A 26410-nucleotide genomic window follows, 5' to 3' on the forward strand; every position below is an offset into this window, starting at 1 on the left:
ATGAAAATATTAATAGCTGAGGATGATGTTGCAAATGCAAAATTTTTATCCAAGTATTTGAGTAAGTTTGGTGATGTGGTCATAACACCTGATGGAATCGCAGCGGTTGATGAATTTGTAAATGCTCTTGAGAAGGGCGAACTGTTCGAGCTAGTGTGTCTTGATATCATGATGCCAAAGATAGATGGGTATAAAGTCCTGGCATCCATAAGAAGTGCAGAGAGAAAGCACGGAGTGTCAAGGATGCTCAGATCGAAGGTCATAATGACCAGCGCACTTGACGAGGCAAGCTTTGACAGCAATCTCGCCAGCGATGATTATGATGATTACATATGTAAGCCGATTGATATCATGAAGTTTAATGACATGCTGAAGAAACTGGACATTATCAAGTAGATGATATGATATTGATACATGCGAAGCCCGTTATTGTAAGATATCGGGCTTCGAAGTGTCTTATGACACTGAATATTAGATGGCAGGGACATAAAGATGGATTTATTTGAATATATGAGGGAGAATTTCTCGGAGGATGATTCTCCTCTGGCAAAAAGAATGAGACCGACCAGCCTTGATGACGTGGTTGGACAGGAACATATTATAGGCAAGGACAAGCTTTTGTACAGGGCGATAAAAGCGGATAAGATAAGTTCGCTTATATTTTATGGCCCTCCGGGGACCGGCAAGACTACGCTTGCCATGGTCATAGCCAATACAACCAAAGCGGAGTTCAGACAGCTCAACGCCACAACGGCGGGCAAGAAGGACATGGAAAAGGTTGTGGAAGAGGCGAAGAATACCAAGGCTATGTATGGCAGACGGACTATACTGTTCATCGATGAGATCCACAGATTCAACAAGTCACAGCAGGATTATCTCCTGCCATTTGTTGAGGATGGAACGGTGGTACTCATAGGAGCGACCACGGAGAATCCTTATTTTGAGGTTAACGGGGCTCTCATATCCAGATCCCATATATTCCAGCTCAATCCATTGTCCAGGGAGGACATCAAGAAGCTCATCCACAAGGCAGTGTACTCAGAAAATGGCATGGGTGCATTTGATGCAGACATTGATGAGGATGCCGAGGACTTTCTTGCAGACATGGCGTCGGGAGATGCGCGAAGTGCGTTAAATGCCATAGAGCTCGGAGTTCTGTCGACGGAGAGAAGCGAGGATGGCAGGATACACATAACACTTGAAGTGGCGGAGGAATGTATCCAGAAGAGAGCTATAAGATATGACAAGGACGGAGATAATCATTATGATATAATATCCGCATTTATAAAGAGCATGCGTGGATCAGATCCTGATGCGGCGATATTCTACCTTGCAAAGATGCTTTACGGAGGTGAGGATATAAAGTTTATTGCCAGAAGGATCATGATATGTGCCAGTGAGGATGTGGGCAATGCTGATCCGAATGCTATCGTGGTGGCGTCGGCATGTGCACAGGCTGTGGAGAGAGTCGGAATGCCTGAGGCACAGATAATACTTGCCCATGCGGCTTCCTACGTTGCGTGTGCACCGAAGAGCAATTCTGTGGTGAATGCGATATTTGCGGCTATGGATGCGGTAAAGCATGAGGACACGGGTCAGGTTCCGGTGTATCTCAGAGATGCACATTACGGCGGTGCAGCAAAGCTTGGACACTCAGGATACAAATACGCTCATGATTATCCGAATAATTACGTTGACCAGCAGTATCTTCCTGATAAGATTGCAGGCAGGGTATTCTATGAGCCGTCGGACAATGGTTATGAGAGAGATATCAAGGCGTATTTTGATAAGATAAAGAAGAGAGACTGATATGGATATATTGAAGAGAATTGGAGCTATAGTGCTTGTACTTGTGCTCATCGGAATGTATGTTGCGACATTTATAATGGGAATAACCGGAAGTGATAATCTGATGGGTATGATATTCCTTGATGTGGTCATTCCTGTTGTGTGCTGGGGAATATGGCTCATCGCCAGGGTGCTCAGACGCAAGGGCGAAGATATGAGAGATCAGAACAAGTAGAACAGTACAAATATGTTGAAAAAAATTACATAATTTGATATACTCTTTAAAGTTCAAAAAATACTTAAGAGGTAGATGAAATGAGTTTATTAAAAGAATGGCGTGATTACGCATACGGATTAGATGACAGAACACCTGAGGGAAAGGAATTCTGGGTTAGTTATTTCCAGGCAGAGAAGGGCGTATATGAGCAGCTTCTTGCTAATCCTCTTGCAGACCCTGTACATGGAACTGTAAAAGAGCTTGCTGAGAAGTACGGACTCACTATTCAGTATATGATCGGATTCCTCGACGGAATAGATGACAGTCTTGCAGAATCAAACAATCTTGATGATGTGACAGAGGACTCAGAGGTTAAGCTTCCTATAGATTATGAGAAGCTTTATATGAACATGGTTGAGTGCAATGCAGAGTGGCTTTACACTCTTCCTCAGTGGGATGGAATATTCTCCAAGGCAAAGAGAGACGAGCTCTACAAGATACAGAAGTCATCTAAGACTATCATCAAGGCACCAAAGGTTGGAAGAAACGATCCATGTCCATGTGGAAGCGGACTTAAGTACAAGAAGTGCTGCGGTAAGTAATGATATATATCATGCTGATATAACTGGCAGATATGAGAAGGCGGTTAAAGGGTAAACTTTTGACCGCCTTTTATATTTGCGTGAAAGGATATACAGATGGAATTTAATGAATCCCAGAAGAGAGCGGTGAGACACTGCGATGGGCCGATGCTGCTGCTAGCGGGGCCTGGTTCAGGTAAGACTACGGTCATCACCCACAGGATAAAATACATTACAGAAGAACATGGTGTGAGACCTGACAATATTCTGGTCATAACCTTCACGAAGGCTGCGGCAAATGAGATGAAGGGGCGGTTTCAGGAGCTGTGTCCGGGCGTCCGCGGGGTAACCTTTGGCACGTTTCACTCTGTATTTTTCTGGATGCTCAGAAATGCATATAATTACACAGCGGCGAATATCGTCACGGATTCAGAAAAGTATGGAGTCATAAGGGACAGCATAGACAGGCACGGCTTTAGGTATGACAGTCAGGAGGATTTTGCCAAGAATGTTGTCGGGGAGATAGGCAATGTCAAGAGCGGGAGAGTGAGTCTTGAGAACTATGAGAGCACAACGATGAAGCCTGAGGATTTCCGAGTTGTGTACGATGAGTATGAGAATTTCCTGAGAAGATGCGGGAAGATAGATTTTGACGATATGCTGGTGTTCACATATGAGCTATTGTCGGAGAGACCAGACATACTTAAGATGTGGCAGAACAAGTTTCGGTACATACTCATAGATGAGTTCCAGGATATAAATATGATCCAGTATGACATTGTGAAGCTGCTGGCCGGAGAGGACCAGAACGTATTTGCCGTGGGTGACGATGATCAGTCGGTGTATGGCTTCAGGGGGGCTGCTCCGGCTATAATGAAGAAGTTCCCGGGGGATTTCCATGGTACGGTCATAGAATACCTGAATGTCAATTACCGCTGCAGCTACGATATAGTTGAGTGCTCGAAGCGGATAATACAGAACAACCGGGACAGATATGAGAAGCAGCTCAGGTCGGCATTTGCCGCGGGACAGAGCGACAGAGTCCATATAGTTAAGACGGACAGCATGACGGAGCAGAATAAGAAGATTATAGACAGGATAGCAGAGCTTAACCGGGCTGGTATTCCATACCGTGAAATGGCGATCATATTCAGGACGAATACCGAGCCGAGGGCGCTGGCTTCAAAGCTCATGGAAAATGGCATACCATTTTTGATGAAGGATAACATACCAAATATCTTCACGCACTTCCTAGCTGAGAACATATTTGACTATATAAGGCTTGCAAGGGGCAGCAGGGACAGGAGAACGGTCCTCAGGATCATCAATAAGCCGAACAGGTATATAAGCAGGGATGCATTTGATTCGCCGGTGGTGAACTTTGAGGAGCTGAGGCAGAATTATAAGGATAAGTATAGGATAGTCAACAACATAAATGTCCTTGAGAACGATCTGGAGAGGATAAGCAGACTTGCACCGTACGCGGCTGTGAATTATATAAGGAAAGCGGTTGGACTGGATGCGTATGTGAGGGAATATGCTGAGTACAGGGGCGTGAGTGAGGATGATTATATTGATATCCTGGAGGAGATACAGGACAGTGCAAAAGACTTCCTGAGCTTCGACGGCTGGATGGAGTATATAGACGAATACACAAAACAGCTCAGAGAGCAGAGCAGGCAGGGCAGTGTGGCGGGTGATACAGTCACACTTTCGACTATGCACTGTTCAAAGGGACTTGAGTATTCATATGTATTCATAATGGATGCTGTTGAGGACATAACGCCTCATAAGAAATCGGTTGGAGATGGAAATATAGAGGAGGAACGCAGGTTGTTCTATGTGGCAGTCACGAGGGCTAAGTATGGACTGTATGTGTATGTTCCCCAGAAAATGTATGGAAGAAAAGCGGTGACCTCGAGATTTGTCCAGGAAATGCTTGTGGACAGGTCTCTGATAAAAACAGGAAACACCATAATCCACAAGCGGTATGGACGCGGAGTCATCACATATGTAGATGACAGAAAGCTGTGTGTCCACTTCGATGATATACATGAAACAAAGACGCTCAGCCTTGAATACACGATAAATAACGAGCTTATAGAAAACGCATAGATGTACGGATATTATTCCTCGTCATCTGAATTGAATTCCAGATCGTCCAGGATCTCGTCGAGGGCGTCAGCGACATCGTTGAACTCAGCCTCGTCGGTGATCTCGTCGAGGGTGACATCGTCTCCCTGCTCGCTGTATCTGTACACGATGATATCGGCATCCTCGTCATCTGCAGGAAGCAGAGCGGCATAAGAGATGTCATTTACCTCGAATTTGGCAATGATCTCACATGTGCAGGATGTTCCATCCTCGTATGTTATATCGATCATCTCGATATCCATTTCGTCGGTTTCGTTATTGTTTATATCTGACATATAGGTATCCTCCTGATTGTTTTATTCAGTTTATTCTAGTAAATAATTGGTGCTATGTCCAGTACAATTATAAAATGAAATTATTGACAAAGCCTGCACCCGCACATATACTAGACACAAAAGGCGAAGAACAGGAATTGTAGTATTTAATACAATCAGAGTGGAACCGCGGAGATAATACTTCGTCTCTATATGCATATCATATGTATATTGGGACGAAGTTTTTTGTTTGCTTACAGATATATTATCGACCAATATAGAAAGGACATTATATTTATGAAGATTTTAAACACGCTCACAAGAAGAAAAGAAGAGTTTGTGCCTATCAACGAGGGTAAGGTGGGAATATATGTATGTGGTCCTACTGTATATGATTATATCCATATAGGAAATGCCAGACCAATGATAGTATTTGATACGCTCAGAAGATATCTGGAGTACAAGGGCTATGATGTCAATTATGTATCGAATTTTACTGATGTCGATGACAAGATCATAAAGCGTGCAAATGAGGAGGGGGTGGATGCCAGCGTTATATCAGAGAGATATATCGCAGAGGTCAAGAAGGATATGGCGGCTCTCAATGTGCGTGAGGCGACAACACATCCAAAGGCAACAGAAGAGATACCGGATATGATTGAGATGGTAAAGACTCTTATAGAGAAGGGATACGCTTACGAGGTGAATGGAACCGTATACTTCAGAACCAGAAAGTTCAAGGACTACGGCAAGCTGTCCAAGAAGAATATCGATGACCTCCGTTCAGGTAACAGAGACCTTCTTGTATCAGGTGTTGATGAGAAGGAGGATCCGCTTGATTTCGTTCTCTGGAAGCCAAAGAAGGAGGGCGAGCCATCATGGCCATCACCATGGGGCGATGGAAGACCAGGCTGGCATCTTGAGTGCTCGGTTATGTCCAAGAAATATATCGGAGATGTAATAGATATACATGCGGGTGGAGAGGATCTTGTATTCCCACACCATGAGAACGAGATAGCACAGAGTGAGGCTGCAAATGGCACAGAGTTCGCAAGATACTGGATGCACAACGGCTTCCTCAAGATCAACAATGAGAAGATGTCCAAGTCACTTGGCAACTTCTTCACAGTCAGAGAGATAGCAGAGAAGTACCCTCTTCAGGTTATCAGATTCTTCATGCTGTCAGCCCATTACAGAAGTCCGCTCAACTTCTCAGCAGACCTTGTTGAGGCTTCAAAGAACGGCCTTGAGAGAATCCTTACAGCAGTTGACAGACTGAAGTCTATAAGCGGAACAGAAGGAGAAGTAGATAAGGCAGTTGCAGACGAGATGGATGCATTTGTGAAGAAATATGAGGCAGCCATGGATGACGACCTCAACACTGCAGATGCGATCTCAGTTATATTTGAGCTCGTAAAATATGCAAATGTAAATGTGACAGAGGAGTCAACAAAGGCTACTGTGGAGCTTGTGCTCAATACAGTGACAAAGCTCTGCGACATACTTGGAATCATCACAGAGAAGAAGAAAGAGATACTTGATTCAGATATAGAGGCTCTTATCGAGGAGAGACAGGCTGCAAGAAAGGCAAAGAACTTTGCTAGGGCAGATGAGATCCGTGACCAGCTCAGTGATATGGGAATTATCCTTGAGGATACCAGAGAGGGCGTAAAATGGAAAAGAGCATAGACAGTTACTTTACTGAGATACTCGGGGTGACATACACTAATCCAAGGGAGTATTCACCGCTTTCACTTGCATATATAGGTGACAGCGTGTTTGATCTTCTCATAAAGACCCTTGCTGTCACAAAGGATAACAAGCAGGCATACAAATACCACAAAGAGGTGAGCCAGCTTGTGAAGGCGGAGGCTCAGGCGGGATATATAATGTATCTTCTGGACAACGGACTGCTCACCGAGGAGGAAGAGTGGATATACAAGAGAGGCAGGAACACCAAGACTCATTCAACAGCCAAGAATGCGACTGTGGGACAGTACCGAATGGCAACGGGCTTTGAGTGCCTTATAGGCTTTCTGTATCTTGATAAGCAGTATGACAGGATGTTTGAGATCACGAGGATCATACTGAACCATGATCCAGTTGAAACGGACAGGGCAGAACAGCAGCACAAGGATCCGGGCAAAGCAGCACAGGAAGATACAATAGAGGATACCTCAACACTTGAAAAGAGTACAGAGAGTACAGATGGAGAAAAAGATGCAGAATAGAGAATTTGAGAATAACATTAAGACAGAGAGCGATGAGGAAGCATTTGTCATAGAGGGAAGAAATGCAGTCCTCGAGGCTTTCAGATCAGGCAAGACCATAGATAAGCTGTATGTCCTTGACGGATGCAGGGATGGAATCGTGAACAGCATAGTCAGGGAGGCGAAGAAGCAGGATACAGTGATAAACTACCTCTCAAAGGAAAAGTTAAACCAGATGTCACAGGCTGGCAAGCATCAGGGAGTGATTGCACATGCAGCGGCATATAAGTACGCAGAGATAGAGGATATGTTTGCACTGGCTGAGAGCAGAGGAGAGGATCCATTTTTCTTCATACTTGATGAGATAGAGGATCCACACAATCTTGGTGCGATCATCAGAACAGCGAATCTCTGTGGTGCCCACGGTGTAATCATACCTAAGAGGCGTGCAGTCGGAATCACAGCTACAGTTGTAAAGGCATCAGCGGGAGCTATCAATTATACACCTGTTGCAAAGGTGACAAATATCAGCAAGACCATAGAGGAGCTGAAAGATAGAGGCATGTGGTTCGCCTGTGCGGATATGGACGGAGAACTCATGTACAAGTGTAACCTCACAGGTTCCCTTGGACTTGTCATAGGTAATGAGGGAAGCGGCGTCAGCAGACTGGTCAAGGAGAAGTGTGATTATGTCGTATCTGTTCCTATGAAGGGAGACATAGACTCACTCAACGCGTCAGTTGCTGCCGGAGTTCTGGCTTATGAGGTCGTAAGACAGAGGATGAACAAGTAAAGGTAGAGTATATGTATTCGGAATTATCAGATAATGAACTGCTGGAGCTTATAAATGAACAAAAGGATAACGATGCTATGGAGACACTTATCAAGCGCTATGGCCCAATGATAACGGGACAGAGCAGAAGCCTTTATATCATAGGTGCTGATGAGGAGGATCTTATACAGGAGGGCATGATCGGACTGGTCAAGGCTGTGAATAATTACAGACCTGACAAGGGCGCGACATTCAAGACCTTTGCGTTCATGTGCGTGAGAAGGCAGCTCATTACCGCGGTGAACAATTCAAACAACAAGAAAAACGGACCGTTGAACTACTATATATCGATCTATGGCGATGGCGGGGGAGATTACTCCAGCCCGCTTGATGAGATAGATTCGGGTGTCATAACTAATCCTGAGGATATAATGATGGCGAAGCTGCGTGAGTCAGATCTTATAAAGCTCATCGACAGTAAGCTTTCTAAGTTTGAGAAGCATGTTCTTGACGAATATCTAACAGGCGCTTCTTATGAAGTGATAGGGGAGAGACTCTGCAAACCGGCAAAATCCATAGACAATGCGGTTCAGAGGATCAGAGCTAAGCTCAGGGATGTGTAATTAGAATAATAAAATTTTAAGTTGTTTAATCAAAGACAGGAAGCGGCATAGTGCCGCTTCCTTTTTTTGCAAAAAATTTGCTAATAAGCCTGCATATTAGCTTGAAATAAACTAAAATAAATGTATAGCCAACCTTAATCGAAAGTAACAAAAGGTAAAAATGATTAATTTTTATTGATCATCAGATTAAGGAGTGGTGACATGAGAGCGGAGAGCAAAGCTAAAAAAGGTAAAGGTAAGGTGGGAACGATCGTATTGTTCCTGGCTTTGCCGGTATTGCTTCTTATCGTATTCACTTATATACCATTTGTGGATATGTTTAAGAACAGTTTGACGGACTGGGATGGAATATATGAAGCTGAGACTGCGGGCGGAAAGTAAGTGATCCGGTCTGCGGTGGATAAAAATAAAGCCGCTCAGGGCGGCGTAAATACGGACAAAAAAATAAAAGCTACTAACGGGAGTCGGACCCGTGACCTCAACATTACCAATGGTTCGTGAGCTGTTTTACAGCTTTTTCTATCGTTCTGCATTGTGCTGAAAAAGTGTTATTTTATGCGGTTTCCGTTCAATATCGTTCAATATTGTAAATTCACATTTTCCAAGTTTTTTGAGATATAGTAGACAGATAGTAGACAGAAAAGAAGGCATAAAATACCCCGGCATGTATTGAATTTGTGACATACCGGGGGAGTATAGATTAGTTGATTGCAAGGAGCTTATACATGTCGTTGCTTGCCTTGACCTCATTTTCTTTCAGGGCATGAGAGTAAACATCAAGTGTGATAGATACTTTGGAATGTCCGAGCATTTTGGATATAGTCACCACATCATAGCCGAGGGAGATCATAAGTGTAGCAAACGTGTGTCTCAGTCCATGCAGATGTATTTCTGGTAACAATAGTTTTTCATCCGTGCATGAATCGTTGTACCTGAGTATGATCTCTCTGAATTTGTGGGTGGGTGTATCAATGTGCATCTGCTGGCCATCTTCCTGAATGAACAAATGGCAGCAGCCGAAGTCTGATAATGGTGCGCCCTTCCAATATGTGCCGAGACTGAAGGCATATTCTTTTTCGTGCTGTTTCCAATTCTTCAGCATAGCCATGCAGTTGGGTGGGAGAGGAACGCACCTTATGCCGGATTTTGATTTAGGATCCTTTTGTATCTGGCCACCTTTGACCTTGGCACATGATTTATTGATGGATATATAGCCTTTATCAAAGTTTATATCGTTCCATGTGAGAGCGATAAGCTCACCACGCCTAAAACCGCCATATATGGCCATGTTAAAATATACTATCATCTGTTCTGGTGTGGTCATGGTTGTGGTATAGCCTGCTGCCGCAATACGCCCGTTTTTCATCTTAGGGCTGTATTTTACCTCATACGGCTGTTCCAGATATTCCAGAAAGCGTTTAGCCTGTTCCACATTAAAGCATTCTTCGGCGGCGTTGTTATTCACCGCCGGGAGTTCCACACGTTTACATGGGTTATCATCTATCAGATTCCACTTGTACGCTTTAGAGAATACACTTGATGCTATCGCATGGGCTCTTCTGATTGTGGCAGCAGACAATCCCCTGTCTTTCATCGTGGTGTATATGTCCTGAAGGTGCAGCGCATTTATTTTACTGAGTTTCATCTTTCCGATGGTGTCTTTAAAGTACAGATCTATAACACCCGTGTAGCTCTCAATAACAGCTTGTGTCAGATTGCTTTCTGCATATCGTTTTTTCCATTCATCGACAAAAACCATAAATGACATGGTTTCGCCGTCCAGATACTTTCCACTTTTGCATCGCTCTTCAAATTCGATGGCGAACTTTTCGACCTCTTTCCGTATTTTTGCCGGAGTTTGTGCCGTGGGGGTATATGTTGTGGACTTGGTAATCTTTTGCTTGTTGCTGGAATAACCCAGGGAGACAGTGACCAGATAACTATTGCCTCTTTGTTTGATACTTGCCATAGTGATTCACTTTCCTTTCTGTTCTTGAATAGGATCGTGACCTCTGATATAATGAGTTTGCTTTTTATTATGCTCAGAGGTACAATCCTTTGTGATAATATGCTTAGAGTCACTGAGTGCCGTCAGTGGCTCTTTTTTTATGTGTAACAACATCATTCTTTGCCAGCTATTTTAAAAATGGATAAATCTGTATGGTTTTCTATTCGCTTTTTTACATTCAATAATTGCAAATATTCAGTGGTTTTCTCTTGCATATCCTTGATATTTATTAGATCGTTATGAGTGAAACCAAGCATGTAACCATTGAGCGTAGCAGGATCAACAGCCACAAGTTGTACTTGTTTGGTATTTGCATTTGCAGATATCGACATATCACAGTATCCATACTGAGAAAAAGTTGTCATAACATACGCCTGTAGAGAGGCGTTATCAGGTTTTACATAATCATTAGTGTTTGGATTTAACCATAATTGTTCAGTTAGCGGACCGCATTCAAAATCAAAAACACCAAAGTGAAATGTGGAGTATTCCAGAAATTCAAAAAACGTATACTTAATCCCATATTTTTCAAATGCATCAATATATCGTGTACTCCATGCCTTGGCGATTTTATCAAAAAATCTGGAGTCATAGATAAACTTTTCAATATCGGTGTTAGGGTAAAATACATCAATGCTTACACCAAATTCTTTCGCAATAGCACCTAAAGTAGATTCGTTTGGAAAATCCTGTGCTTTTTTATACCGGCTTATGCTATTAGGGTGAGCACCGATAATATCTGCAAAATCGGCTTGGCTTTTGTTGTGTTCTCTTTTCCATTGGTTCAAAAGCTCTGTAAATACCTTTGAGAAGTATTCTTTTTTACACTGATCACTAATCACATTGCAACCTCCAATTCTAAAATGTTATTCATGTTTGAATTTTTGTATTTCCGTAAGTTACCACAAATCACCCTGAGACAGCCACGGCAACGTGTGGTGCTTTTGCATAGCTGTATCAACGCATATCAAAAAAATAATCAAGTATGCAAAATCACATCAAAAAGCAAAAATACAAAGCTGTTTATCACAGATTATTAATGTGATAACATGTAAATATAAAGCAATCATTTGTTGATTGTATATATTATAACATTTATATAATGTTAGTCAAGCGGCCGTGACAAATAATATCTATAAACGACAATAGAAAGGAATAATGATTATGCGAAGTAATGAAAGAGTGAGAAATGAATTGATGTTACGTAGAGTGAGAAACTGGGAGCTTGCAAACAGACTTGGAATAAATGAGGCGACATTGAGCAGACGGCTCAGAACAGAGCTCCCAGAAGAGGAACAGGATAGGCTTATAGCTATTATACAGGATATACAGAAAGAGGGGGTGTAATATGCCAAGGATGGTGACGATAAAAGAGGCTGCTGCCATGACTGGTGTTCCCTGTTACCGGCTCCGCAGTTGGTGTGAACAAAACAAGATTGTTCATGTACATACAGGCACAAAGGTACTTGTGAATGCTGATAAGCTGGCGGAGTATTTGAATACAGGCGATACAAACTAGGAGGTGGGACAATGGCAGCAGAGCATATAAAAACAAAGAAAAAGGCAGAAATAAAGACAACACATGATATAGTTCTCAAGATCCTTGTGGAGAATGAGAATGCAAGGAGCAGTGATAATATACTGTATTACCTTGTATGTAAAGAGGTCGGCAGCAGGCGAGGTGTGAATATTGCTCAAGTATCTTTTGAGCAGTTCTTTACAACGGCACTTGCTGAATATGGTTTGCCAACATTTGAGACAGTGAGAAGAACAAGACAGAAAATACAGGCAGAATGCCCGGAACTGGCAGGTGACAGAACTGTTAGATATGCAAGGATGGCTTGCAAGGGCGCATTTGCAGAATATGCAAGAAATTAGGAAATGATAAATAGACTATAGGAGGTAGCAAAGATGAGTAACGATGACAGAAATTGTGTAATAGTAAGTAAGATGGAGATGAAGGCGATAGCCTTTGATAGAATGGTCAATCATGTATTGGTAAATAGTGCAGATAGTCTCAAGGCAGAAGAGATGGCGACAATGGTTCTCACAGCGAATGATCTTATAGAGGATATAGGAGAAACAGGCCGAGAAGAAGAGGTGTCAATCGGTGCTGATGATAACGAGGGCTTGTGTATGGCTGACAATGATTATTTTGATGATCTGGCAGATGAAGATATTGAGCCTTTCACATCTGAGACTTCTGAGGAGTAGAGAGGAGCCAAGCAATGGCGAGACGAAGAATGTTTAGCTTAGATGTGGTTGATACTGATAAGTTTATGGATATGCCACCTACTACACAGAATCTATATTTTCATTTGGGAATGAGAGCTGACGATGATGGGTTTGTTTCATCACCAAAGAAAGTGGCCATGATATGTGGTAGTTGTGCAACTGATCTGCAGTTATTGGTTTCTAATGACTTTATTATTCCTTTTGAGAATGGAGTAATACTAATAACTGATTGGAAGGCAAATAATTATCTTCGTAAGGATAGATATACAGAATCTAGATTCAAAGAGTATTTGGATACTGTAGAAGTAGATAATGACAAATATATAGTAGCCGCATCTTCTACTAGCTTGACATGTGGTATACCAAAAGATAACCAAACGGTCGACAAAAGGCATACCGATGGTTGCCACAGGTTAGGTAAGGATAGGGTAGAGTTAGGTAAGGACAGTAAATCTACCATGGATAGATCAGCATCAGGGAAAGATGTTGAAAATCAAAATGTTAAAGACAGGAAACATGATCAGATCAAGTATAGCGATGATCCAGAACTGGACGAGGCGATACATGAGTTTATAAAGTTCCGTAAGGGTGTCAAGAAGCCTATGAGTGACAGAGCAATAACGCTGATGATAAACAAGCTGGAGTCGCTATCACATGATAAGCATGAACAGGTACAGATTCTCAATCAGTCGATAATGCAGGGATGGACAGGCCTATATGCGCTTAAGGATGACGATAAGAGCCGAGGGCAGTCACGGAGTGTACATAACAATCAGCAGCCATTTTCAAGTAATGGTGAGCGGGATATTTTAAGTGAATGGAGGAATAGTTAATGACAAGGGAAGAAGTGCAAGATTTGCTTGCTATGGTGCAGGCTACATATCCGAATTACAACCCACCAAGCAGAACAGCAGCGGTCAATGCGTGGACTATAGCATTAGAGGAATATAGCAAAGATGAAATTGCTATGGCATTTAAGGTCTATATGCAAACAAATACAAGCGGGTTCGCACCGGTCCCTGGACAACTGATTGATAAAATTCACTCAATCACCCAACCGCAGGAGTTGAACGAAATGGAGGCATGGGCATTGGTCAGCCGGGCGATTCGGAACAGTGCCTACAATTCGGTGAAAGAATATGCAAAACTGCCGCCCCTGGTTCAGAAAGCAGTTGGACTTCCGAGTCAACTCCGGGTCTGGGCGTTAGATGAAGATTACAATGAGCAGGTTGTAATGTCGCAATTTCAGCGTTGTTATCGTGCAGAGGTTGCAAGGTCGCAGGAAATCGCAAAAATGCCAACCGATGCAAGACAACTTATTCAGAACGCCACGCAAGGCTATTCGGCTGAAATAGTTGATTTAAGGAATCAGGCGATAAAATCCATGCCTGAAAGGAAAGAAAACGAAATTAAGGCGATGGAAGAAAGGCCAGAGAGCGTCCGGATAGGATTAGAAAAAAATAGATAGAATGGTGGGCTGTGATGACAAACGAAGAATTGGTTGAACAAATCCAATCAGGTGTGAACATCACAGAGAATATGTACCAGTTATATGAGCATAATAGAGGCATTATATACAAGATGGCAAATAGATATTCGTGGGGTGCGCCCGTGGAAGATCTGACACAGGAGGCATATATAAGCTTATGTAAAGCAGTGAAAAAATACGACAAACAACAGGATATAAAGTTCATTAGTTATTTTTCAGCCTGCCTTGCTAATCATTTAAAAAAATATATACAGGATAGTGGGCGTGTTATTCGGATTCCTGTATATAAACAAGAACAGATATGGAAATATAATCAGGTCAGCAACTCATATATGCATAGATTTGGCCGTGAACCATCCACACGAGAATTTGCTATCTGCATGGGGCTGAACGTGAAGCAGGTAGAAGAACTTGAGCGGTTCATGTTCGCTGGTAGCTGCAGTGAGACGAAAAGCCTCAATCAGCAGCTCAGAGATAGGGATGATGAATGTCTAAATGACTCCATAGGCGTTGAATGTGAGGATTTGGACAGCGTATTGGATAAGCTGGCATATGAGCAGTTATGGCAGGAAATAGAGCGCAAATTAAAGCCCAGAGAGTATGACATAATGTATTTGCGGTATAGGCTGAATCTGAGCCGAGAGGAAACAGGGAGACGGCTGGGTATGTCACGGTGGGCGGTGGACAATGCAGAGTATAGAGCAATAAGAAAACTCAAGTATAATACTGTGGTGAAGGATTATGCAGAATATGCAGGATTTTCAACCGAAAGGCAGCAGACCAAACCTGCAGAAGTATGGTCATGGGATACTAGATCCTGGTGGTGATATTCTATGTATGCTATACGCTAAGGCGGTGAGACTGCTGTCATAGGTTCAAAGCTATATCGAAGCTAGGATTATGTGTATGTTATGAGAAATTGGGCGAACGCACTAAGTTAGACTTAGGCCGCCGGGGAAAAACAAATTTTAGAACAGTAATAAAGAACGGTGAGCCTTGGTTTGTAGGGAAAGATGTGGCGGAGATACTAGGACATAGTAATCTACAGAGGGCTTTGAGAGATTATATTGATGATGACGACAAAGGGGTGACAAAAATCGTCACCCCTGGAGGAACTCAGACAATGGAAATAATCAATGAATCTGGGTTATACAGCCTTATCATTTCAAGCAAGCTGTCAAGCACCGGATCATTATTGTAACATACAGAAAGGCAGCAGATACTTGACCTGCTGCCCTCTGTGCAATCATGGTTATTCATATGTCATTTGGGTTTAGTCAAAAGAGTACCTTGTCTTTTGTTGGCCTAATGTAGTTTGCTGATACGTTATTCATAAGCCTTCGGTTTGTGGGTAACTTCCCTCAGGTGTTCCAGCACCTGGGGGATTTTTATTTTGACAAATGCCTAAAATATTGTATAATGTATTTAACAAGACAGCCGAGCGATAGAAACCACCTATCCGTCCGGCAAACATGACTAAATGAAAACACCTCGTATGCTTGTCAGGCCGAGGTGTTTTTCTTATTTTCTATGATTCAGAATTGTCACAATAAGTATCGCAACGGTTAATATAACCATGAATTCCTCATATGTACTCATAAGGCACCACTCCCTTCCAAGACTCGAACGGATATGGTGTAACACCCCTCGGCTGCCCGATTAAATACACTATTCAATTTTTAGACACCGTGGATCCTGGAAAGTGAATTGTTTCCAAAATGGAAAGACCCACATAACGTAAAAGTCCCCGCATTTTGCGAGGCTTAAATTCATAAATAATGACAATTCGTGCCCTATAGGCATAATCAATATAGATGAATTTTATAACAGAACGTGCCCACAATCAAGACAATAATTTGTCTGGTAAAATATTCTCTGTTAGAGTACACCGCCTTATCTTCTTCCGGTTCCCAGCCGGACAGAAGATAGGATATATAGCGGCCGTTTATAGTTTGCTATAGTGTAGCTCTCAGTTCTATAACTTTGCCGATCATAAAGGCTTTGCCGGCTGCTATGTCCTCGTTACTGAGGTGTATGGCGGAATATGAGTTGTTGCTTGCTATAAGCTCTATTCCATCAGTGTGACACCTTATCTTACGGCAGATATGCCCCATACCATATACGCATATCAGTGCGAGATCTCCATCTGTAAAATCAGTCTGTCTCCGGGCAATCACAATATCACCCGCTAATATACGTGGCTCCATGGCATTATCAACTATCTTCATAGCCACAATTTTGGTGTCTCCAGCCATCTTCTCCGGGGTATATCCCAGTAATTTACTTATTGTATCCATTTTATCCTTTACCTTTCCGGCAGCAGATGATATAATCCCATTGATTTATTGGTGGGGATGTATCATCTGATACCCTTATCATGAGCCTTTCTGTTGTGTCACCAGCAGAAGGGCTATTTTTATATTGCAACGTCAAGTAATGCTCCAAAGGTCTCTTTGTAACTGTAACCGCCTATAATACCCAGCAGACGGGCTCTGACATTAACGCCCTGGTCCATCAGTCTGGCAATCTCTGAACTATACGCCTTTGGTACATAGCCGATCTTTGCTTTTTTCTTCAGATATGGGATATGTACAACTATGCGGATGGCGTTTCTGTCATATGTGTTGTATGTGTCTCTTTCAAGGGTCACAGTGAGGTTTTCTGGCCTGAACTGTGAGAGGTACTTTAGAACCTCCTGCCTGCCTTCGTATGTAACGCCTGCTGCCTTGATGGCTGTTCCCTTGGCGGTTCTCCATGCTTTCTTGAATGCTCTGGATAAGCTATAACCGGCTTTGTGAAGTCCGTTCGCCATGATACAAACGGCTTTGCGGATATTAACAATGTGTTTCCTCATGTGTACCTTCCTTTCTGAGCTCCTCTGTAAGCTCTATAAACGTTTCAGCAAAATGCTGATCAATCTCTTTGTTCCTTTTGAGCTGGGCTGTGAATTCTTTGTAGCTCTTATCTGATAATGAGAGAGCAAGGATTATTGACCTTATTAACATGTTGTGTGTTGCTCCTTTCTGTATCTTATGAGTATATTATAATGTATATGGTCGTATCTATCTAGTGGCATTTCATACAAAGATACGACCATATATTTAGTAATTATGTATATGGTCGTATATAAACGACAATGGTATAATATATCTAAAGTTAGTAATTTATAGGAAGGAGCTGAGATTATGGGGAATGAAAAAAAGAGCGATTATAGAGGCTTTACACCAGCACAAGCAGAAGCACATAAAAGGTATATGAAGAATTTTGTCGAAATAAAAGTTAGAATGACTGCTGAAAAAAGAGGAGTGGTTCAGGAACATGCCACGGAGATGGGAGAGAGTACAACTGCATTTATAAATCGTGCCATAGATGAGACTATGGAGAGAGACAAGGGCAAGTAATATATGGTTATATTCTCACAATGCATGGATTGTAAAAACTTTATAGGTAAACTGACAGATGATATATTTTATTGCAAGGCATATCCTGAAGGAATACCGGTTGATGTATTTTGGAATAAAATAGATCATCGAGAACATATAGCTGGTGACCATGGATTCTTATTCGAGAATCTATATACAAATGCTAAGTGATAAAATCAAACAGTGATTGAATGGATGCAGATAGCAGATGGCCATTTTACTACATAGACAAAGGAGGGAGAGCATGTTAAAAAGCACGTTTTTGCATAAACTGAAACAGGATAGAGTTCTTCGCATAGATGACTATATTATATCTTACAAGCCGGCAGAGATAAGCCGCTGTGATACAGAGGAGCTATATAGGTTCAAGAATATAGATGATCTGTATGAGAATGGAATGCTTGGATCTGAAAGTCTGAAGGATAAGCTGGCCGGTGCTGATATGGCAATATTCCACAAGGATTATGGAGACATTATAACTATAGACGATGGCAGCATCATGTTCTCTCCTTATGGCGATTATGACGAGATGAACGAACAGGAGATTAGATCTCTGTGGATGGAAGTATACCAGGATGCAGGAGACGAGGATCATATATATTTCAAGAACTTTGATATAATACCATCGGAGCAGGTACAGGACATATTTATAGATGACCTTAAGGCAGCAGGCTATATTGTCGGTGACCGGCAGAGATCATTAGTCGATCCGTTGGAGCAATCTTTTCATTGCCAAGGCAGTGTGGGAGAGTTTGATATAGTTTTCAATGATGACGATGGAGCATTTATTTATTCAGATGATCCAGAGGTGATAGATAATCTCATGGAGTGGTTTAACAGGGATAACAGTTGAATGTATCATGTGAGAGATGTATGGACTGCTGCCATATGAGCAAAACAATAAGAGCTATTCCACTCCCGGCAACTCTACAAGGTAGAGGCAAATGGGGGAACAGAACGCTCTTATTTGTTGATACTATATTATGTTCTAGGCAAAGTCAAGCATGATGTGGAAGATTTGAGTATTTGGAGTTATGCAAAATGAAAATAGAATTGTATGACAGAGTAGTATTAAAAAATGGCAATATAGCTTCAATAGTTGAAATATTGGCCCCGGATAAAGAATTTATTGTTGACATTGGTAGTAACGGAGATATAAATACAGAAGAAATTAGCATAGAGGAAATAGAAAGCGTATTTTAAACATCGTGAGAAAATGTAATATGGTGTGCATTTGACATCTCTGTACACGAGTTATATACTGATATGCGAAATGATATGGCTGAGAGCTCTATATAGCAAACATGGTTATAAAGACGTGAAAGTCTATGAATTAAACAACAAAATGGCTTATACGGTAAATAAACAAGCTGTTATGTTTGCCGATTTGCAGTAGAGAGTCTAACGTACTCCGCAGGGGTGCGTGAGGCTCTCTGATTTTAGATAGGTGGTATGCAATGATGGATAAAAATAGAGATATTGGCAAAGACACAATAATACATGAAGAAATGTCTCCAGAAAAAAGAGAAGAGATTTTAAGAAAACTAGAGGAAGAAAGTAAAAATTTAAAAGAATGGATAGAATGAAAATAAAATATATTGGCAAAACCAATTCTTTTATTTTGACGGAAGGTAAGATATATGAGGTTGTGTCCGTAGAAAGAGGTTGTTATAGGATAATTGATGATAGTGGAGAGGATTATTTATATCCGCCGGAATGTTTTGAAAAGATAAGTGGCTGAGCACTCTGTAATAGCAGGGTGCTTTTTATTTGGAATAATACTAAGCTGGCGTTACATAGGCAGCAGGGCATACTACAAATTACTAGATCCGGATGTGCATAGGTGGGGGTAGTACAGGAAACAGAATAAAACATGCAGATTTTGGCATAAAATCCACAGATTATCACACAAAAATTACATAAAATTGCAGGTTCGATATACAAAAATGTATGATCTGCTGCCAAGGAAATATGAGTAGATAGTTGGTAGGGCGTGTCACATTTGATACACCCTTATAATGCCCCGTATCTATAGGTGCACAGCAACTATAGTACATCCGGTAGCAGGTGAGGGATGTAATGGTGATGAGGTTCGGTCGTGGTGTGATCTTCCAGGGTTTTCCGTGTATAGGGTGTTAATAAATGTTAAGGTTGGAGAGTATAGAACCTTACAAAACTTGACATATGGTAATATATACAACTTGGCAAAACCCAACATTAGAGGATATACAGGCCAAGAAAAACCAATATACACATGTAATATTCAAAAAGAACATTTGCAGACCTGTAGGGGCTTTTGGTGTGCTGAAGGGGGACGTTTTGGGCACTCCCCCTGAATCAGGGTAGGTGTGTTGAAACACTCCCCTGATTCGTGGTAGTGCTTGATGACTGCCTAGGTTTAATCTAGGTAGTGTTGCAGATGTGCTCCTTGTGTGTTCTGACCGTATTCCCATTTGGGGAATACGAATGTATCGTTCTGGATGGAGTCCTGAATCAGGACCTCAAGTACCGTTTTGGTATCTGAGGTATGAGGTCGGTACTGGCGAGGCCATCGGTGTATGGGGTTATTATTAGTACCCCATATGTATATAGCGTAACGATTCGTGACGCTATTCATAAACTACTACAGGTTAGATGTAATTGAATGTTATTGCCAAAACCTATAGCAAACATAGGGTGTCACATTTTGTTACCCCCTTGTTGTTGCCGCATTTGGCGACATCGGCAACAATAGAAAACTTGTCAAAACATGACATTTGAAAATATATACAGGGCTCCCTAACGAATAGTTATGGAGATTACAAGGGTACTTTGGGGTACGGTTGTTCTAAGGTGTCATTAAAACTATGACCCCTTGATAGCAATAGGAACATGACGAAAGTTGACCTTCAGGGATATATACAACCTCAGAAAACCTCAAATTGAAAAAATATACAGAGCTCCCCGAACGAATCGGTCTGTCAGGGTACAAGTGTACCACCAGGTACGGTTGTTCAGGGAGTAGCAAAATGCGACACCCTTAATTGCTAACATATGCTAACATCTGACCAAGTGAAACTCCTCCTCAGATGTTAACAGATGTTAACGTCAGAACCTCAGAAAACCTCAAGTGTAATATTATTAGTGTTAGTTCAGGTTGTTGAAGAATGTTGAACCTCTACGTCTTTAAGGTCGGTAAAACGCCGACCTTGGCTAGTTGGAAAATGTTGACATTGTGGAGCAGGTATGTATAATAAAATATATAGGGAAGTGATACGTGACCCCCGCATTTTGGGTTGCGCCATCATTTCCCTTTTTTATGGGTGTCCATAGTATGGACACCCTTTTCTTATAAACGGAGAGTGTATACAAAAGGTAAAAAACATGGCAAACTCAGCGACAAAATGTTGCCGAGCTTGGAACAGCGTGGTGACAATGGCAGCAGTGGTGGAGAGCGGTGTAAGCCTAACTTACATCGTCAAGGATAGCGATGGATCCGGTGCATGACCGATTGATAGATATTATCTGGACTGCTGCCGATAGGAAAACATGCTGATTAAGGCAGCAGATCATAAAAAATTTGAAATAGTAGACAAATAGTAGACAAAAACAGATTTTTGCATGATTTATATAGAAGTTCAGGCAATAAAAAAACCGCTCAAAGCGGCATAAATACTGAAGATTATAAAAAAGCTACTAACGGGAGTCGGACCCGTGACCTCAACATTACCAATGTTGCGCTCTACCACCTGAGCTATAGTAGCTTGCTTTTCAAAAGCAATAATAACTATAACAAAATGGACATCAAAAATCAAGTAAAATATTTACATTTGTGCGAAAAATAATGACAAATCAAAAGATAATTGTGGTACAAGCAGTAAAAGTATGGTAAACTAACTGTAATCGTGTGCAAATTCGGTTGCAGACATTTAGAATTATCAAAAAAAGCGGGAGGCAGTTTGGAAATGGCTGAAGAGATGACAGGTAAGAATTTCATTGAACAGATAATTGAGAAAGATATCGCAGAGGGTAAGGTGCCGAAGATCGTTACCAGATTCCCACCAGAGCCAAATGGATATTTACATATAGGACATGCCAAGTCAATACTTTTGAATTACGGACTGGCACAGCAGTATGGCGGACAGTTTAATCTCAGATTTGACGATACCAACCCTACAAAGGAGAAGACAGAGTTCGTAGAGTCAATACTTGCAGATGTTAAGTGGCTGGGAGCAGACTTTGGAGACAGAGTGTTCTTTGCATCAAATTACTTTGACCAGATGTACGAGGCTGCCATAAAGCTCATCAAGAAGGGCAAGGCATATGTGTGTGACCTCACAGCAGATGAAATCAGAGAGTACAGAGGAACTCTCACTGAGCCGGGCAAGAACAGCCCATACAGAGACAGAAGCATAGAGGAGAATCTTGATCTGTTCGAGAGAATGAAGAACGGTGAGTTCCCTGACGGAAGTAAGGTACTCCGTGCAAAGATAGATATGGCAAGCCCTAACATCAACATGAGAGATCCTATTATCTACAGAATAGCGAGAATGAACCACCACAACACAGGTGACAAGTGGTGCATTTACCCTATGTATGACTTTGCACATCCTATCGAGGATGCCATCGAGGGTGTTACACATTCTATATGTACACTTGAGTTTGAGGATCACAGACCTCTGTATGACTGGGTGGTTATGGAGCTCGGTTACAAGGATTCACCTGAGGGCACACCAAAGCAGATAGAGTTCGCAAAGCTTTACCTGACAAATGTCATAACAGGTAAGAGATACATCAAGAAGCTTGTCGAGGACGGAATAGTAGACGGATGGGATGACCCACGTCTTGTAAGTATTGCAGCCCTCAGAAGAAGAGGCTTCACACCATCAGCTATTAAGAAGTTCATGGAGCTGGTTGGAATATCCAAGAGCCAGTCGTCTGTTGATTACGCTATGCTTGAGTATTGCGTGAGAGACGACCTGAAGCTCACAGCCAAGAGATACATGGCAGTTGTTGATCCTGTAAAGCTTGTCATCGACAACTATCCTGAGGATCAGGTTGAGTACCTCGATGTCGAGAACAATCAGGAGAACGAGGAGCTCGGAAGCAGAAAGGTAGCATTCAGCAAGTATCTGTATATAGAGAGAGAGGACTTCATGGAGGAGCCTCCTAAGAAGTATTTCAGACTGTTCCCTGGCAACGAGGTTCGTCTTAAGAATGCATATTTCGTAAAGTGCGTGGGATTTGAGAAGGACGAGGACGGCAATGTCACAACAGTACATTGTACATATGACCCAGAGACAAGAAGCGGTTCAGGCTTTGAGGGACGCAAGGTCAAGGGAACCATTCACTGGGTATCGGCAGAGAGCGCAATAGATGCAGAGGTTCGTCTGTATGAGAATATCATCGATGAGGAGAAGGGGAAGCTCAACGACGATGGTACATTGAATCTCAATCCAAACTCACTTGTTATCAAACAGGGATGTAAGCTTGAGAAGGCATTTGAGGAGGCTCAGCCGGGAGAGGCATTCCAGTTCCTGAGAAATGGTTTCTTCTGTGTTGACTCAAAGGATTCTACAGCGGAGCATCCTGTATACAACAGGATCGTGTCACTCAAGAGTTCTTACAAGCCGGGCAAGTAATTACCGGGGATGCGTTTATAATTTATGATGTGGGGATTGGCGCTTATCCTGTGGGGGGATATGCGTACATCAAAATAGGTGATTGGAAACAAAAATATGAAAGATGAGAGTAAGAAGGTATACATACTTTTGTCAAAGACAAAAACAGTTCCTTCAAATCTCATAAAGCTTATGACCAGAGAGCCGTATTGTCACACATCTCTGGCACTGGACATAAGTCTTGATGAGATGTACAGTTTTGCAAGGAAAGGTGTATACAATCCATTTAACAGTGGATTTATCAGTGAGAACATAGAAAAGGGAATATTTGGAAAGCACAAGGGAACCAGATGCGCTGTGTATGAGCTGAAGGTCACGAGTAAGCAGTATGACAGGATACAGCAGGAGCTCGCCAGATTCAAGAAGCATCCGGACAGATACGGATATAACTTCATGGGTGTATTCAGCGTATTTTTCCATCTTGCGTATGAGAGGGAATACAATTTCTTCTGTTCACAGTTCGTGGCATCGGTGTTGAAAAATGCCAGTGTGGATATATTCCACAAGAAACCGGGACTTGTCAAGCCGGGGGATTTCAGAAGGTGCCCTGAGCTCAGACCGATATTTACCGGGCTTCTCACAGAATACAGAGCATATCTCCATGAGAGAATGAAACAGGCTCATGGCATAGAGAACACAGGCAGAAGGCCTGGCATGATAAAGCCGGCGCTTCCGGATGGTCTCATTGCATGGAGAGTCAGTTAAAATAAGCCGCTTTACAGATATGTAAGGCGGCTTTTATTTATTGTCATGTGTTTATTATTCTACAAATGTGTGGCCAATCTTGATGATCCCTCTCGGGAGGGCGTCCTTGGAATTCTTCCATGGCTCGTTCTTGTATCTGTAGTCAAACTTGTCTATGAACCAGCTCAGGTCACCATTGACACGTTCCATATTGTCAAAGTATACCTTGTTGAGGATTTCGATGAACTGCGCATACTGTTCCTTGCTCAGTTTGTTCTGGCCTGTCTTGTACAGTATTCCGTAGTGGTATGTACAGAAGCCTTTGCTCGTAGCAAATTTGTCCCTGAACTTGGAATCTCTTTTCCACATATGGAAGATAGTGTCTACATAGCGTACGAACATGTCATCCATACGTCCACAAATGAAGCAGCTTTTCTCCATATTCTCTATATAATCGACAACAGGTGCATTTGGTGTGTTCTTGCCGAACAGACCGGCTTTGGCGGCGGGACCTTTGGCAGCCAGCGCCCTCATATCTTGTATAGTCTTATTCATATGGGTGTTCATCATGAGTGCCAGACCCAGACGATTCTTTTCCTGATAGAGCATTCTCAGATGATGACTGCAAAAACCAAGCTTGTCAGTCATGGCACGGTTGTCGTCCTCCATGTAGCTTGGCCCCATCGTATATTCAATTGCATTTCGTTCAAGATCCTTCTGCATCTGGCACATAGGGCATTCGCAGCCGCTGTCAAATGCATCGTTTACTGGTATAGTGTATATCTGTTCAGCCATAGATCCTCCTGTTTGTGATAGTGTCAGTTTTTGCCACACTGCTTATGTGACATTGAAAATAATATACAGGTATTATACAATAGCTTGGAGAAATTTATAAGACAAAAAGCACAATTATACAAATATGAAATGGCAGGTGTACGGAAGATGAATGTAAGTTGTGATGGCAATATAGTTACGGTAGACGGAGTGAAGGATTTCAGACTTTCTCAGATACTTGAGTGTGGTCAGTGCTTTCATTTTGACAAGCTTGATGATGAAGTGTATGAGGTCATAGCATTTGGCAGGGCTGTGAAGATGGAACAGTCAGGCGGCGTGCTCAGGATATATGGTTCATCCATGGAAGATTATGAAGGAATATGGCGTCCTTATCTGGATATGGACAACGATTACGGGCTCATCAAGGAGAGTGTCATAAAGGCGGACAGCGCACTTCAGACGGCTGTGAATGAGAAGGATGGAATACGTATACTCAATCAGGACTTCTTTGAGACGCTTATATCATTTATCATATCCCAGAACAAGAATATCCCTCAGATAAAACAGTGTGTGAAAAATATATCGCATAGATTTGGTGATGAGGTCATAGGATATAATGGCGAGGCATTTTATGTGTTTCCTGATGTAGACAGACTTCATGAGGTCACAGAGGATGAGCTCAGGGAGTGCAAGGTCGGATTCCGTGCTCCATACATAATGAATGCGACGGAGGCGGTGTACTCGGGAAATGTCACAAAGGAGAAGCTTGATGCACTTGACATAGAACATGCAAGGGAACTTCTCATGACGATCAAGGGAGTAGGGGAGAAGGTTGCAAACTGTGTCCTGCTCTTTGGACTTGGAAGACGTGAGGCTTTCCCTGTGGATGTGTGGATGAAGAGGATCATGGAGAGCATGTACTTTGATGGCAAGGACACAAAAAAGCCGGAGATAGAGGCATTTGCCGTGAAAAAGTTCGGAAATCTCGGGGGATATGCGCAGCAGTATCTGTTTGACTATGCAAGAACGAATCTTTTTAAGTGATATGTATTACGGTAGATGACAGACATATTTTTATATATTTTTTAGAAAATAAGGGTTGATTTTTTTATAGAAATGGATAGAATATAAAACAGTGTTAGCACTCACATAAATTGAGTGCTAAAAACAAGAATCAGAAATATAATAAAAATAAATCAGGAGGTATATATCATGAAGTTAAGACCACTTGGAGACAGAGTAGTATTAAAGCAGTCAGTAGCAGAGGAGACAACAAAGTCAGGAATCGTATTACCAGGCCAGGCAAAGGAGAAGCCACAGTATGCAGAGGTTATAGAGGTTGGCCCTGGAGCAGTTGTTGATGGCAAGCTGGTTCCTATGGACGTTAAGGTTGGAGATACAGTTATATATCAGAAGTTCGCTGGTTCAGAGGTTAAGCTTGACGACGAAGAGTACATAGTTATCAAGCAGGACAGCATCCTTGCAATCGTTGAGAAGTAAAAGCATATATCCAGACAGCGTGAGCTGCGGGAGACATAT

The 26410-nt window shown here is 42.1% G+C and carries 33 protein-coding genes and 1 tRNA gene; 26 read left to right on the plus strand and 8 right to left on the minus strand.

The annotated features are described in order from the left end of the window. The 5 genes from DXD11_RS01985 to DXD11_RS02005 all read left to right on the plus strand — a co-directional run bounded on the left by DXD11_RS01985 (position 1) and on the right by DXD11_RS02005 (position 4701). The gene (locus tag DXD11_RS01985) at positions 1 to 396 is read left to right on the plus strand and encodes a response regulator (protein WP_015534155.1); all 396 of its coding nucleotides are present in this window, start codon (positions 1 to 3) and stop codon (positions 394 to 396) included. 96 nt (positions 397 to 492) lie between these two features. Then, positions 493 to 1809: a replication-associated recombination protein A gene (locus DXD11_RS01990; protein ID WP_055144185.1), complete on the plus strand. Its 1317-nt coding sequence runs from the start codon at positions 493 to 495 to the stop codon at positions 1807 to 1809. Position 1810: 1 nt separating this feature from the next. After that, positions 1811 to 2023, plus strand: coding sequence for a hypothetical protein (locus tag DXD11_RS01995; protein ID WP_015534154.1), 213 nt, complete (start codon positions 1811 to 1813; stop codon positions 2021 to 2023). Between the two features lie 80 nt (positions 2024 to 2103). After that, positions 2104 to 2607: an SEC-C metal-binding domain-containing protein gene (locus DXD11_RS02000; RefSeq protein ID WP_055144187.1), complete on the plus strand. Its 504-nt coding sequence runs from the start codon at positions 2104 to 2106 to the stop codon at positions 2605 to 2607. Positions 2608 to 2703: 96 nt separating this feature from the next. Then, positions 2704 to 4701, plus strand: coding sequence for an ATP-dependent helicase (locus tag DXD11_RS02005; protein ID WP_118016623.1), 1998 nt, complete (start codon positions 2704 to 2706; stop codon positions 4699 to 4701). An 11-nt stretch (positions 4702 to 4712) separates the two neighbouring features. On the opposite strand, the gene DXD11_RS02010 is transcribed toward DXD11_RS02005, so the two are convergent. Further along, on the minus strand, positions 4713 to 5015 hold the full coding sequence (locus tag DXD11_RS02010; protein ID WP_015534151.1) for a DUF1292 domain-containing protein: 303 nt from the start codon (positions 5013 to 5015) through the stop codon (positions 4713 to 4715). A gap of 276 nt (positions 5016 to 5291) precedes the next feature. Here DXD11_RS02010 and cysS point away from each other — a divergent pair, with 276 nt between their 5' ends. The 5 genes from cysS to DXD11_RS02035 all read left to right on the plus strand — a co-directional run bounded on the left by cysS (position 5292) and on the right by DXD11_RS02035 (position 8980). Then, positions 5292 to 6683, plus strand: a complete 1392-nt coding sequence (cysS, locus tag DXD11_RS02015) for a cysteine--tRNA ligase (RefSeq protein WP_015534150.1) — start codon at positions 5292 to 5294, stop codon at positions 6681 to 6683. Further along, positions 6668 to 7225: a Mini-ribonuclease 3 gene (locus tag DXD11_RS02020; protein WP_015534149.1), complete on the plus strand. Its 558-nt coding sequence runs from the start codon at positions 6668 to 6670 to the stop codon at positions 7223 to 7225. The genes cysS and DXD11_RS02020 overlap by 16 nt, the downstream gene beginning before the upstream one ends. Next, positions 7215 to 7997, plus strand: a complete 783-nt coding sequence (rlmB, locus tag DXD11_RS02025; RefSeq protein ID WP_015534148.1) for a 23S rRNA (guanosine(2251)-2'-O)-methyltransferase RlmB — start codon at positions 7215 to 7217, stop codon at positions 7995 to 7997. Before DXD11_RS02020 ends, rlmB begins: the two co-directional genes overlap by 11 nt. Before the next feature lie 11 nt (positions 7998 to 8008). Further along, positions 8009 to 8599, plus strand: coding sequence for a sigma-70 family RNA polymerase sigma factor (locus DXD11_RS02030; RefSeq protein WP_117548824.1), 591 nt, complete (start codon positions 8009 to 8011; stop codon positions 8597 to 8599). 201 nt (positions 8600 to 8800) lie between these two features. Continuing rightward, a complete protein-coding gene (locus DXD11_RS02035; RefSeq protein WP_015534147.1) occupies positions 8801 to 8980 on the plus strand; it encodes a hypothetical protein in 180 nt (59 codons plus the stop codon). A gap of 319 nt (positions 8981 to 9299) precedes the next feature. Here DXD11_RS02035 and DXD11_RS02040 read toward each other — a convergent pair whose 3' ends face one another. Next, a complete protein-coding gene (locus DXD11_RS02040) occupies positions 9300 to 10568 on the minus strand; it encodes a tyrosine-type recombinase/integrase (protein ID WP_118757663.1) in 1269 nt (422 codons plus the stop codon). A gap of 152 nt (positions 10569 to 10720) precedes the next feature. Beyond that, positions 10721 to 11449, minus strand: a complete 729-nt coding sequence (locus tag DXD11_RS02045; RefSeq protein ID WP_158579413.1) for a helix-turn-helix domain-containing protein — start codon at positions 11447 to 11449, stop codon at positions 10721 to 10723. Between the two features lie 322 nt (positions 11450 to 11771). On the opposite strand from DXD11_RS02045, the gene DXD11_RS02050 reads away from it, so the two are divergent. The 8 genes from DXD11_RS02050 to DXD11_RS02085 all read left to right on the plus strand — a co-directional run bounded on the left by DXD11_RS02050 (position 11772) and on the right by DXD11_RS02085 (position 15532). After that, positions 11772 to 11954, plus strand: a complete 183-nt coding sequence (locus tag DXD11_RS02050; RefSeq protein ID WP_118757665.1) for a hypothetical protein — start codon at positions 11772 to 11774, stop codon at positions 11952 to 11954. A gap of 1 nt (position 11955) precedes the next feature. Further along, positions 11956 to 12126, plus strand: a complete 171-nt coding sequence (locus DXD11_RS02055) for a helix-turn-helix domain-containing protein (RefSeq protein ID WP_243105796.1) — start codon at positions 11956 to 11958, stop codon at positions 12124 to 12126. Positions 12127 to 12137: 11 nt separating this feature from the next. Next, the gene (locus DXD11_RS02060; protein WP_118757666.1) at positions 12138 to 12485 is read left to right on the plus strand and encodes a hypothetical protein; all 348 of its coding nucleotides are present in this window, start codon (positions 12138 to 12140) and stop codon (positions 12483 to 12485) included. Between the two features lie 33 nt (positions 12486 to 12518). Continuing rightward, positions 12519 to 12821: a hypothetical protein gene (locus DXD11_RS02065; protein ID WP_118757667.1), complete on the plus strand. Its 303-nt coding sequence runs from the start codon at positions 12519 to 12521 to the stop codon at positions 12819 to 12821. A gap of 14 nt (positions 12822 to 12835) precedes the next feature. Next, positions 12836 to 13675 carry a phage replication initiation protein gene (locus DXD11_RS02070; protein ID WP_199688719.1) on the plus strand — a complete coding sequence of 280 codons (840 nt, stop codon included), beginning with the start codon at positions 12836 to 12838 and terminating at the stop codon, positions 13673 to 13675. After that, positions 13675 to 14310: a replicative helicase loader/inhibitor gene (locus DXD11_RS02075; protein ID WP_118757668.1), complete on the plus strand. Its 636-nt coding sequence runs from the start codon at positions 13675 to 13677 to the stop codon at positions 14308 to 14310. The genes DXD11_RS02070 and DXD11_RS02075 overlap by 1 nt, the downstream gene beginning before the upstream one ends. A 14-nt stretch (positions 14311 to 14324) precedes the next feature. Then, positions 14325 to 15158, plus strand: a complete 834-nt coding sequence (locus DXD11_RS02080) for a sigma-70 family RNA polymerase sigma factor (RefSeq protein WP_118757669.1) — start codon at positions 14325 to 14327, stop codon at positions 15156 to 15158. Positions 15159 to 15250: 92 nt separating this feature from the next. Continuing rightward, positions 15251 to 15532, plus strand: coding sequence for a BRO-N domain-containing protein (locus tag DXD11_RS02085; RefSeq protein WP_118757670.1), 282 nt, complete (start codon positions 15251 to 15253; stop codon positions 15530 to 15532). A 754-nt stretch (positions 15533 to 16286) separates the two neighbouring features. Here the strand turns inward: DXD11_RS02085 and DXD11_RS02090 are convergent. From DXD11_RS02090 to DXD11_RS14170, 3 genes are all read right to left on the minus strand, one after another. Next, complete coding sequence (locus DXD11_RS02090; protein WP_330426608.1) at positions 16287 to 16673, minus strand: S24 family peptidase; 387 nt, start codon at positions 16671 to 16673, stop codon at positions 16287 to 16289. A gap of 74 nt (positions 16674 to 16747) precedes the next feature. Next, a complete protein-coding gene (locus DXD11_RS02095; protein WP_118757672.1) occupies positions 16748 to 17185 on the minus strand; it encodes an HIRAN domain-containing protein in 438 nt (145 codons plus the stop codon). Continuing rightward, positions 17166 to 17336, minus strand: a complete 171-nt coding sequence (locus tag DXD11_RS14170) for a hypothetical protein (RefSeq protein WP_158579414.1) — start codon at positions 17334 to 17336, stop codon at positions 17166 to 17168. Before DXD11_RS14170 ends, DXD11_RS02095 begins: the two co-directional genes overlap by 20 nt. Before the next feature lie 180 nt (positions 17337 to 17516). On the opposite strand from DXD11_RS14170, the gene DXD11_RS02100 reads away from it, so the two are divergent. The 4 genes from DXD11_RS02100 to DXD11_RS14660 all read left to right on the plus strand — a co-directional run bounded on the left by DXD11_RS02100 (position 17517) and on the right by DXD11_RS14660 (position 19339). Continuing rightward, entirely contained in the window at positions 17517 to 17732 is a 216-nt protein-coding gene (locus DXD11_RS02100) for a hypothetical protein (RefSeq protein WP_118757673.1), read from the plus strand. Between the two features lie 265 nt (positions 17733 to 17997). Further along, positions 17998 to 18606, plus strand: coding sequence for a hypothetical protein (locus DXD11_RS02110; protein ID WP_118757675.1), 609 nt, complete (start codon positions 17998 to 18000; stop codon positions 18604 to 18606). Between the two features lie 188 nt (positions 18607 to 18794). Further along, positions 18795 to 18956 (plus strand): hypothetical protein, encoded by a 162-nt coding sequence (locus DXD11_RS14175; protein ID WP_158579415.1) that lies wholly within the window; start codon positions 18795 to 18797, stop codon positions 18954 to 18956. A gap of 254 nt (positions 18957 to 19210) precedes the next feature. Then, positions 19211 to 19339: a hypothetical protein gene (locus DXD11_RS14660; RefSeq protein WP_279220439.1), complete on the plus strand. Its 129-nt coding sequence runs from the start codon at positions 19211 to 19213 to the stop codon at positions 19337 to 19339. Between the two features lie 2084 nt (positions 19340 to 21423). Here DXD11_RS14660 and DXD11_RS02115 read toward each other — a convergent pair. Continuing rightward, positions 21424 to 21496, minus strand: a tRNA-Thr gene (locus DXD11_RS02115). Between the two features lie 201 nt (positions 21497 to 21697). Here DXD11_RS02115 and DXD11_RS02120 point away from each other — a divergent pair. Next, entirely contained in the window at positions 21698 to 23374 is a 1677-nt protein-coding gene (locus DXD11_RS02120) for a glutamine--tRNA ligase/YqeY domain fusion protein (protein WP_055144198.1), read from the plus strand. 96 nt (positions 23375 to 23470) lie between these two features. Continuing rightward, positions 23471 to 24118 carry a hypothetical protein gene (locus tag DXD11_RS02125; protein WP_118757676.1) on the plus strand — a complete coding sequence of 216 codons (648 nt, stop codon included), beginning with the start codon at positions 23471 to 23473 and terminating at the stop codon, positions 24116 to 24118. A gap of 54 nt (positions 24119 to 24172) precedes the next feature. On the opposite strand, the gene DXD11_RS02130 is transcribed toward DXD11_RS02125, so the two are convergent. Beyond that, a complete protein-coding gene (locus DXD11_RS02130) occupies positions 24173 to 24892 on the minus strand; it encodes a DUF6062 family protein (protein ID WP_117548826.1) in 720 nt (239 codons plus the stop codon). Between the two features lie 147 nt (positions 24893 to 25039). On the opposite strand from DXD11_RS02130, the gene DXD11_RS02135 reads away from it, so the two are divergent. Then, complete coding sequence (locus DXD11_RS02135; RefSeq protein WP_118016620.1) at positions 25040 to 25915, plus strand: DNA-3-methyladenine glycosylase family protein; 876 nt, start codon at positions 25040 to 25042, stop codon at positions 25913 to 25915. 168 nt (positions 25916 to 26083) lie between these two features. Beyond that, positions 26084 to 26371 carry a co-chaperone GroES gene (locus DXD11_RS02140; RefSeq protein WP_015534141.1) on the plus strand — a complete coding sequence of 96 codons (288 nt, stop codon included), beginning with the start codon at positions 26084 to 26086 and terminating at the stop codon, positions 26369 to 26371. Positions 26372 to 26410: the final 39 nt, after the last annotated feature.

The sequence above is a fragment of the Coprococcus sp. TF11-13 genome, from assembly GCF_003481085.1.
Lineage (GTDB): Bacteria > Bacillota > Clostridia > Lachnospirales > Lachnospiraceae > Coprococcus > Coprococcus aceti.

Excerpts from the sequence above, each read along its gene's own strand:
- DXD11_RS02080 (WP_118757669.1), top strand. The coding sequence starts at position 14,325 with ATGACAAACGAAGAATTGGTTGAACAAATCCAATCAGGTGTGAACATC.
- DXD11_RS02110 (WP_118757675.1), top strand. The coding sequence starts at position 17,998 with ATGTTAAAAAGCACGTTTTTGCATAAACTGAAACAGGATAGAGTTCTT.
- DXD11_RS02040 (WP_118757663.1), bottom strand. The coding sequence starts at position 10,568 with ATGGCAAGTATCAAACAAAGAGGCAATAGTTATCTGGTCACTGTCTCC.
- DXD11_RS02100 (WP_118757673.1), top strand. The coding sequence starts at position 17,517 with ATGGGGAATGAAAAAAAGAGCGATTATAGAGGCTTTACACCAGCACAA.
- DXD11_RS02095 (WP_118757672.1), bottom strand. The coding sequence starts at position 17,185 with ATGAGGAAACACATTGTTAATATCCGCAAAGCCGTTTGTATCATGGCG.
- DXD11_RS01985 (WP_015534155.1), top strand. The coding sequence starts at position 1 with ATGAAAATATTAATAGCTGAGGATGATGTTGCAAATGCAAAATTTTTA.
- DXD11_RS02010 (WP_015534151.1), bottom strand. The coding sequence starts at position 5,015 with ATGTCAGATATAAACAATAACGAAACCGACGAAATGGATATCGAGATG.
- DXD11_RS02050 (WP_118757665.1), top strand. The coding sequence starts at position 11,772 with ATGCGAAGTAATGAAAGAGTGAGAAATGAATTGATGTTACGTAGAGTG.
- DXD11_RS02120 (WP_055144198.1), top strand. The coding sequence starts at position 21,698 with ATGGCTGAAGAGATGACAGGTAAGAATTTCATTGAACAGATAATTGAG.
- DXD11_RS02135 (WP_118016620.1), top strand. The coding sequence starts at position 25,040 with ATGAATGTAAGTTGTGATGGCAATATAGTTACGGTAGACGGAGTGAAG.
- DXD11_RS01995 (WP_015534154.1), top strand. The coding sequence starts at position 1,811 with ATGGATATATTGAAGAGAATTGGAGCTATAGTGCTTGTACTTGTGCTC.
- rlmB (WP_015534148.1), top strand. The coding sequence starts at position 7,215 with ATGCAGAATAGAGAATTTGAGAATAACATTAAGACAGAGAGCGATGAG.
- DXD11_RS02140 (WP_015534141.1), top strand. The coding sequence starts at position 26,084 with ATGAAGTTAAGACCACTTGGAGACAGAGTAGTATTAAAGCAGTCAGTA.
- DXD11_RS02075 (WP_118757668.1), top strand. The coding sequence starts at position 13,675 with ATGACAAGGGAAGAAGTGCAAGATTTGCTTGCTATGGTGCAGGCTACA.
- cysS (WP_015534150.1), top strand. The coding sequence starts at position 5,292 with ATGAAGATTTTAAACACGCTCACAAGAAGAAAAGAAGAGTTTGTGCCT.
- DXD11_RS14170 (WP_158579414.1), bottom strand. The coding sequence starts at position 17,336 with ATGTTAATAAGGTCAATAATCCTTGCTCTCTCATTATCAGATAAGAGC.
- DXD11_RS02005 (WP_118016623.1), top strand. The coding sequence starts at position 2,704 with ATGGAATTTAATGAATCCCAGAAGAGAGCGGTGAGACACTGCGATGGG.
- DXD11_RS02130 (WP_117548826.1), bottom strand. The coding sequence starts at position 24,892 with ATGGCTGAACAGATATACACTATACCAGTAAACGATGCATTTGACAGC.
- DXD11_RS01990 (WP_055144185.1), top strand. The coding sequence starts at position 493 with ATGGATTTATTTGAATATATGAGGGAGAATTTCTCGGAGGATGATTCT.
- DXD11_RS02030 (WP_117548824.1), top strand. The coding sequence starts at position 8,009 with ATGTATTCGGAATTATCAGATAATGAACTGCTGGAGCTTATAAATGAA.
- DXD11_RS02020 (WP_015534149.1), top strand. The coding sequence starts at position 6,668 with ATGGAAAAGAGCATAGACAGTTACTTTACTGAGATACTCGGGGTGACA.
- DXD11_RS14660 (WP_279220439.1), top strand. The coding sequence starts at position 19,211 with ATGATGGATAAAAATAGAGATATTGGCAAAGACACAATAATACATGAA.
- DXD11_RS02060 (WP_118757666.1), top strand. The coding sequence starts at position 12,138 with ATGGCAGCAGAGCATATAAAAACAAAGAAAAAGGCAGAAATAAAGACA.
- DXD11_RS02000 (WP_055144187.1), top strand. The coding sequence starts at position 2,104 with ATGAGTTTATTAAAAGAATGGCGTGATTACGCATACGGATTAGATGAC.
- DXD11_RS02070 (WP_199688719.1), top strand. The coding sequence starts at position 12,836 with ATGGCGAGACGAAGAATGTTTAGCTTAGATGTGGTTGATACTGATAAG.
- DXD11_RS02065 (WP_118757667.1), top strand. The coding sequence starts at position 12,519 with ATGAGTAACGATGACAGAAATTGTGTAATAGTAAGTAAGATGGAGATG.
- DXD11_RS02125 (WP_118757676.1), top strand. The coding sequence starts at position 23,471 with ATGAAAGATGAGAGTAAGAAGGTATACATACTTTTGTCAAAGACAAAA.
- DXD11_RS14175 (WP_158579415.1), top strand. The coding sequence starts at position 18,795 with ATGAAAATAGAATTGTATGACAGAGTAGTATTAAAAAATGGCAATATA.
- DXD11_RS02035 (WP_015534147.1), top strand. The coding sequence starts at position 8,801 with ATGAGAGCGGAGAGCAAAGCTAAAAAAGGTAAAGGTAAGGTGGGAACG.
- DXD11_RS02055 (WP_243105796.1), top strand. The coding sequence starts at position 11,956 with ATGCCAAGGATGGTGACGATAAAAGAGGCTGCTGCCATGACTGGTGTT.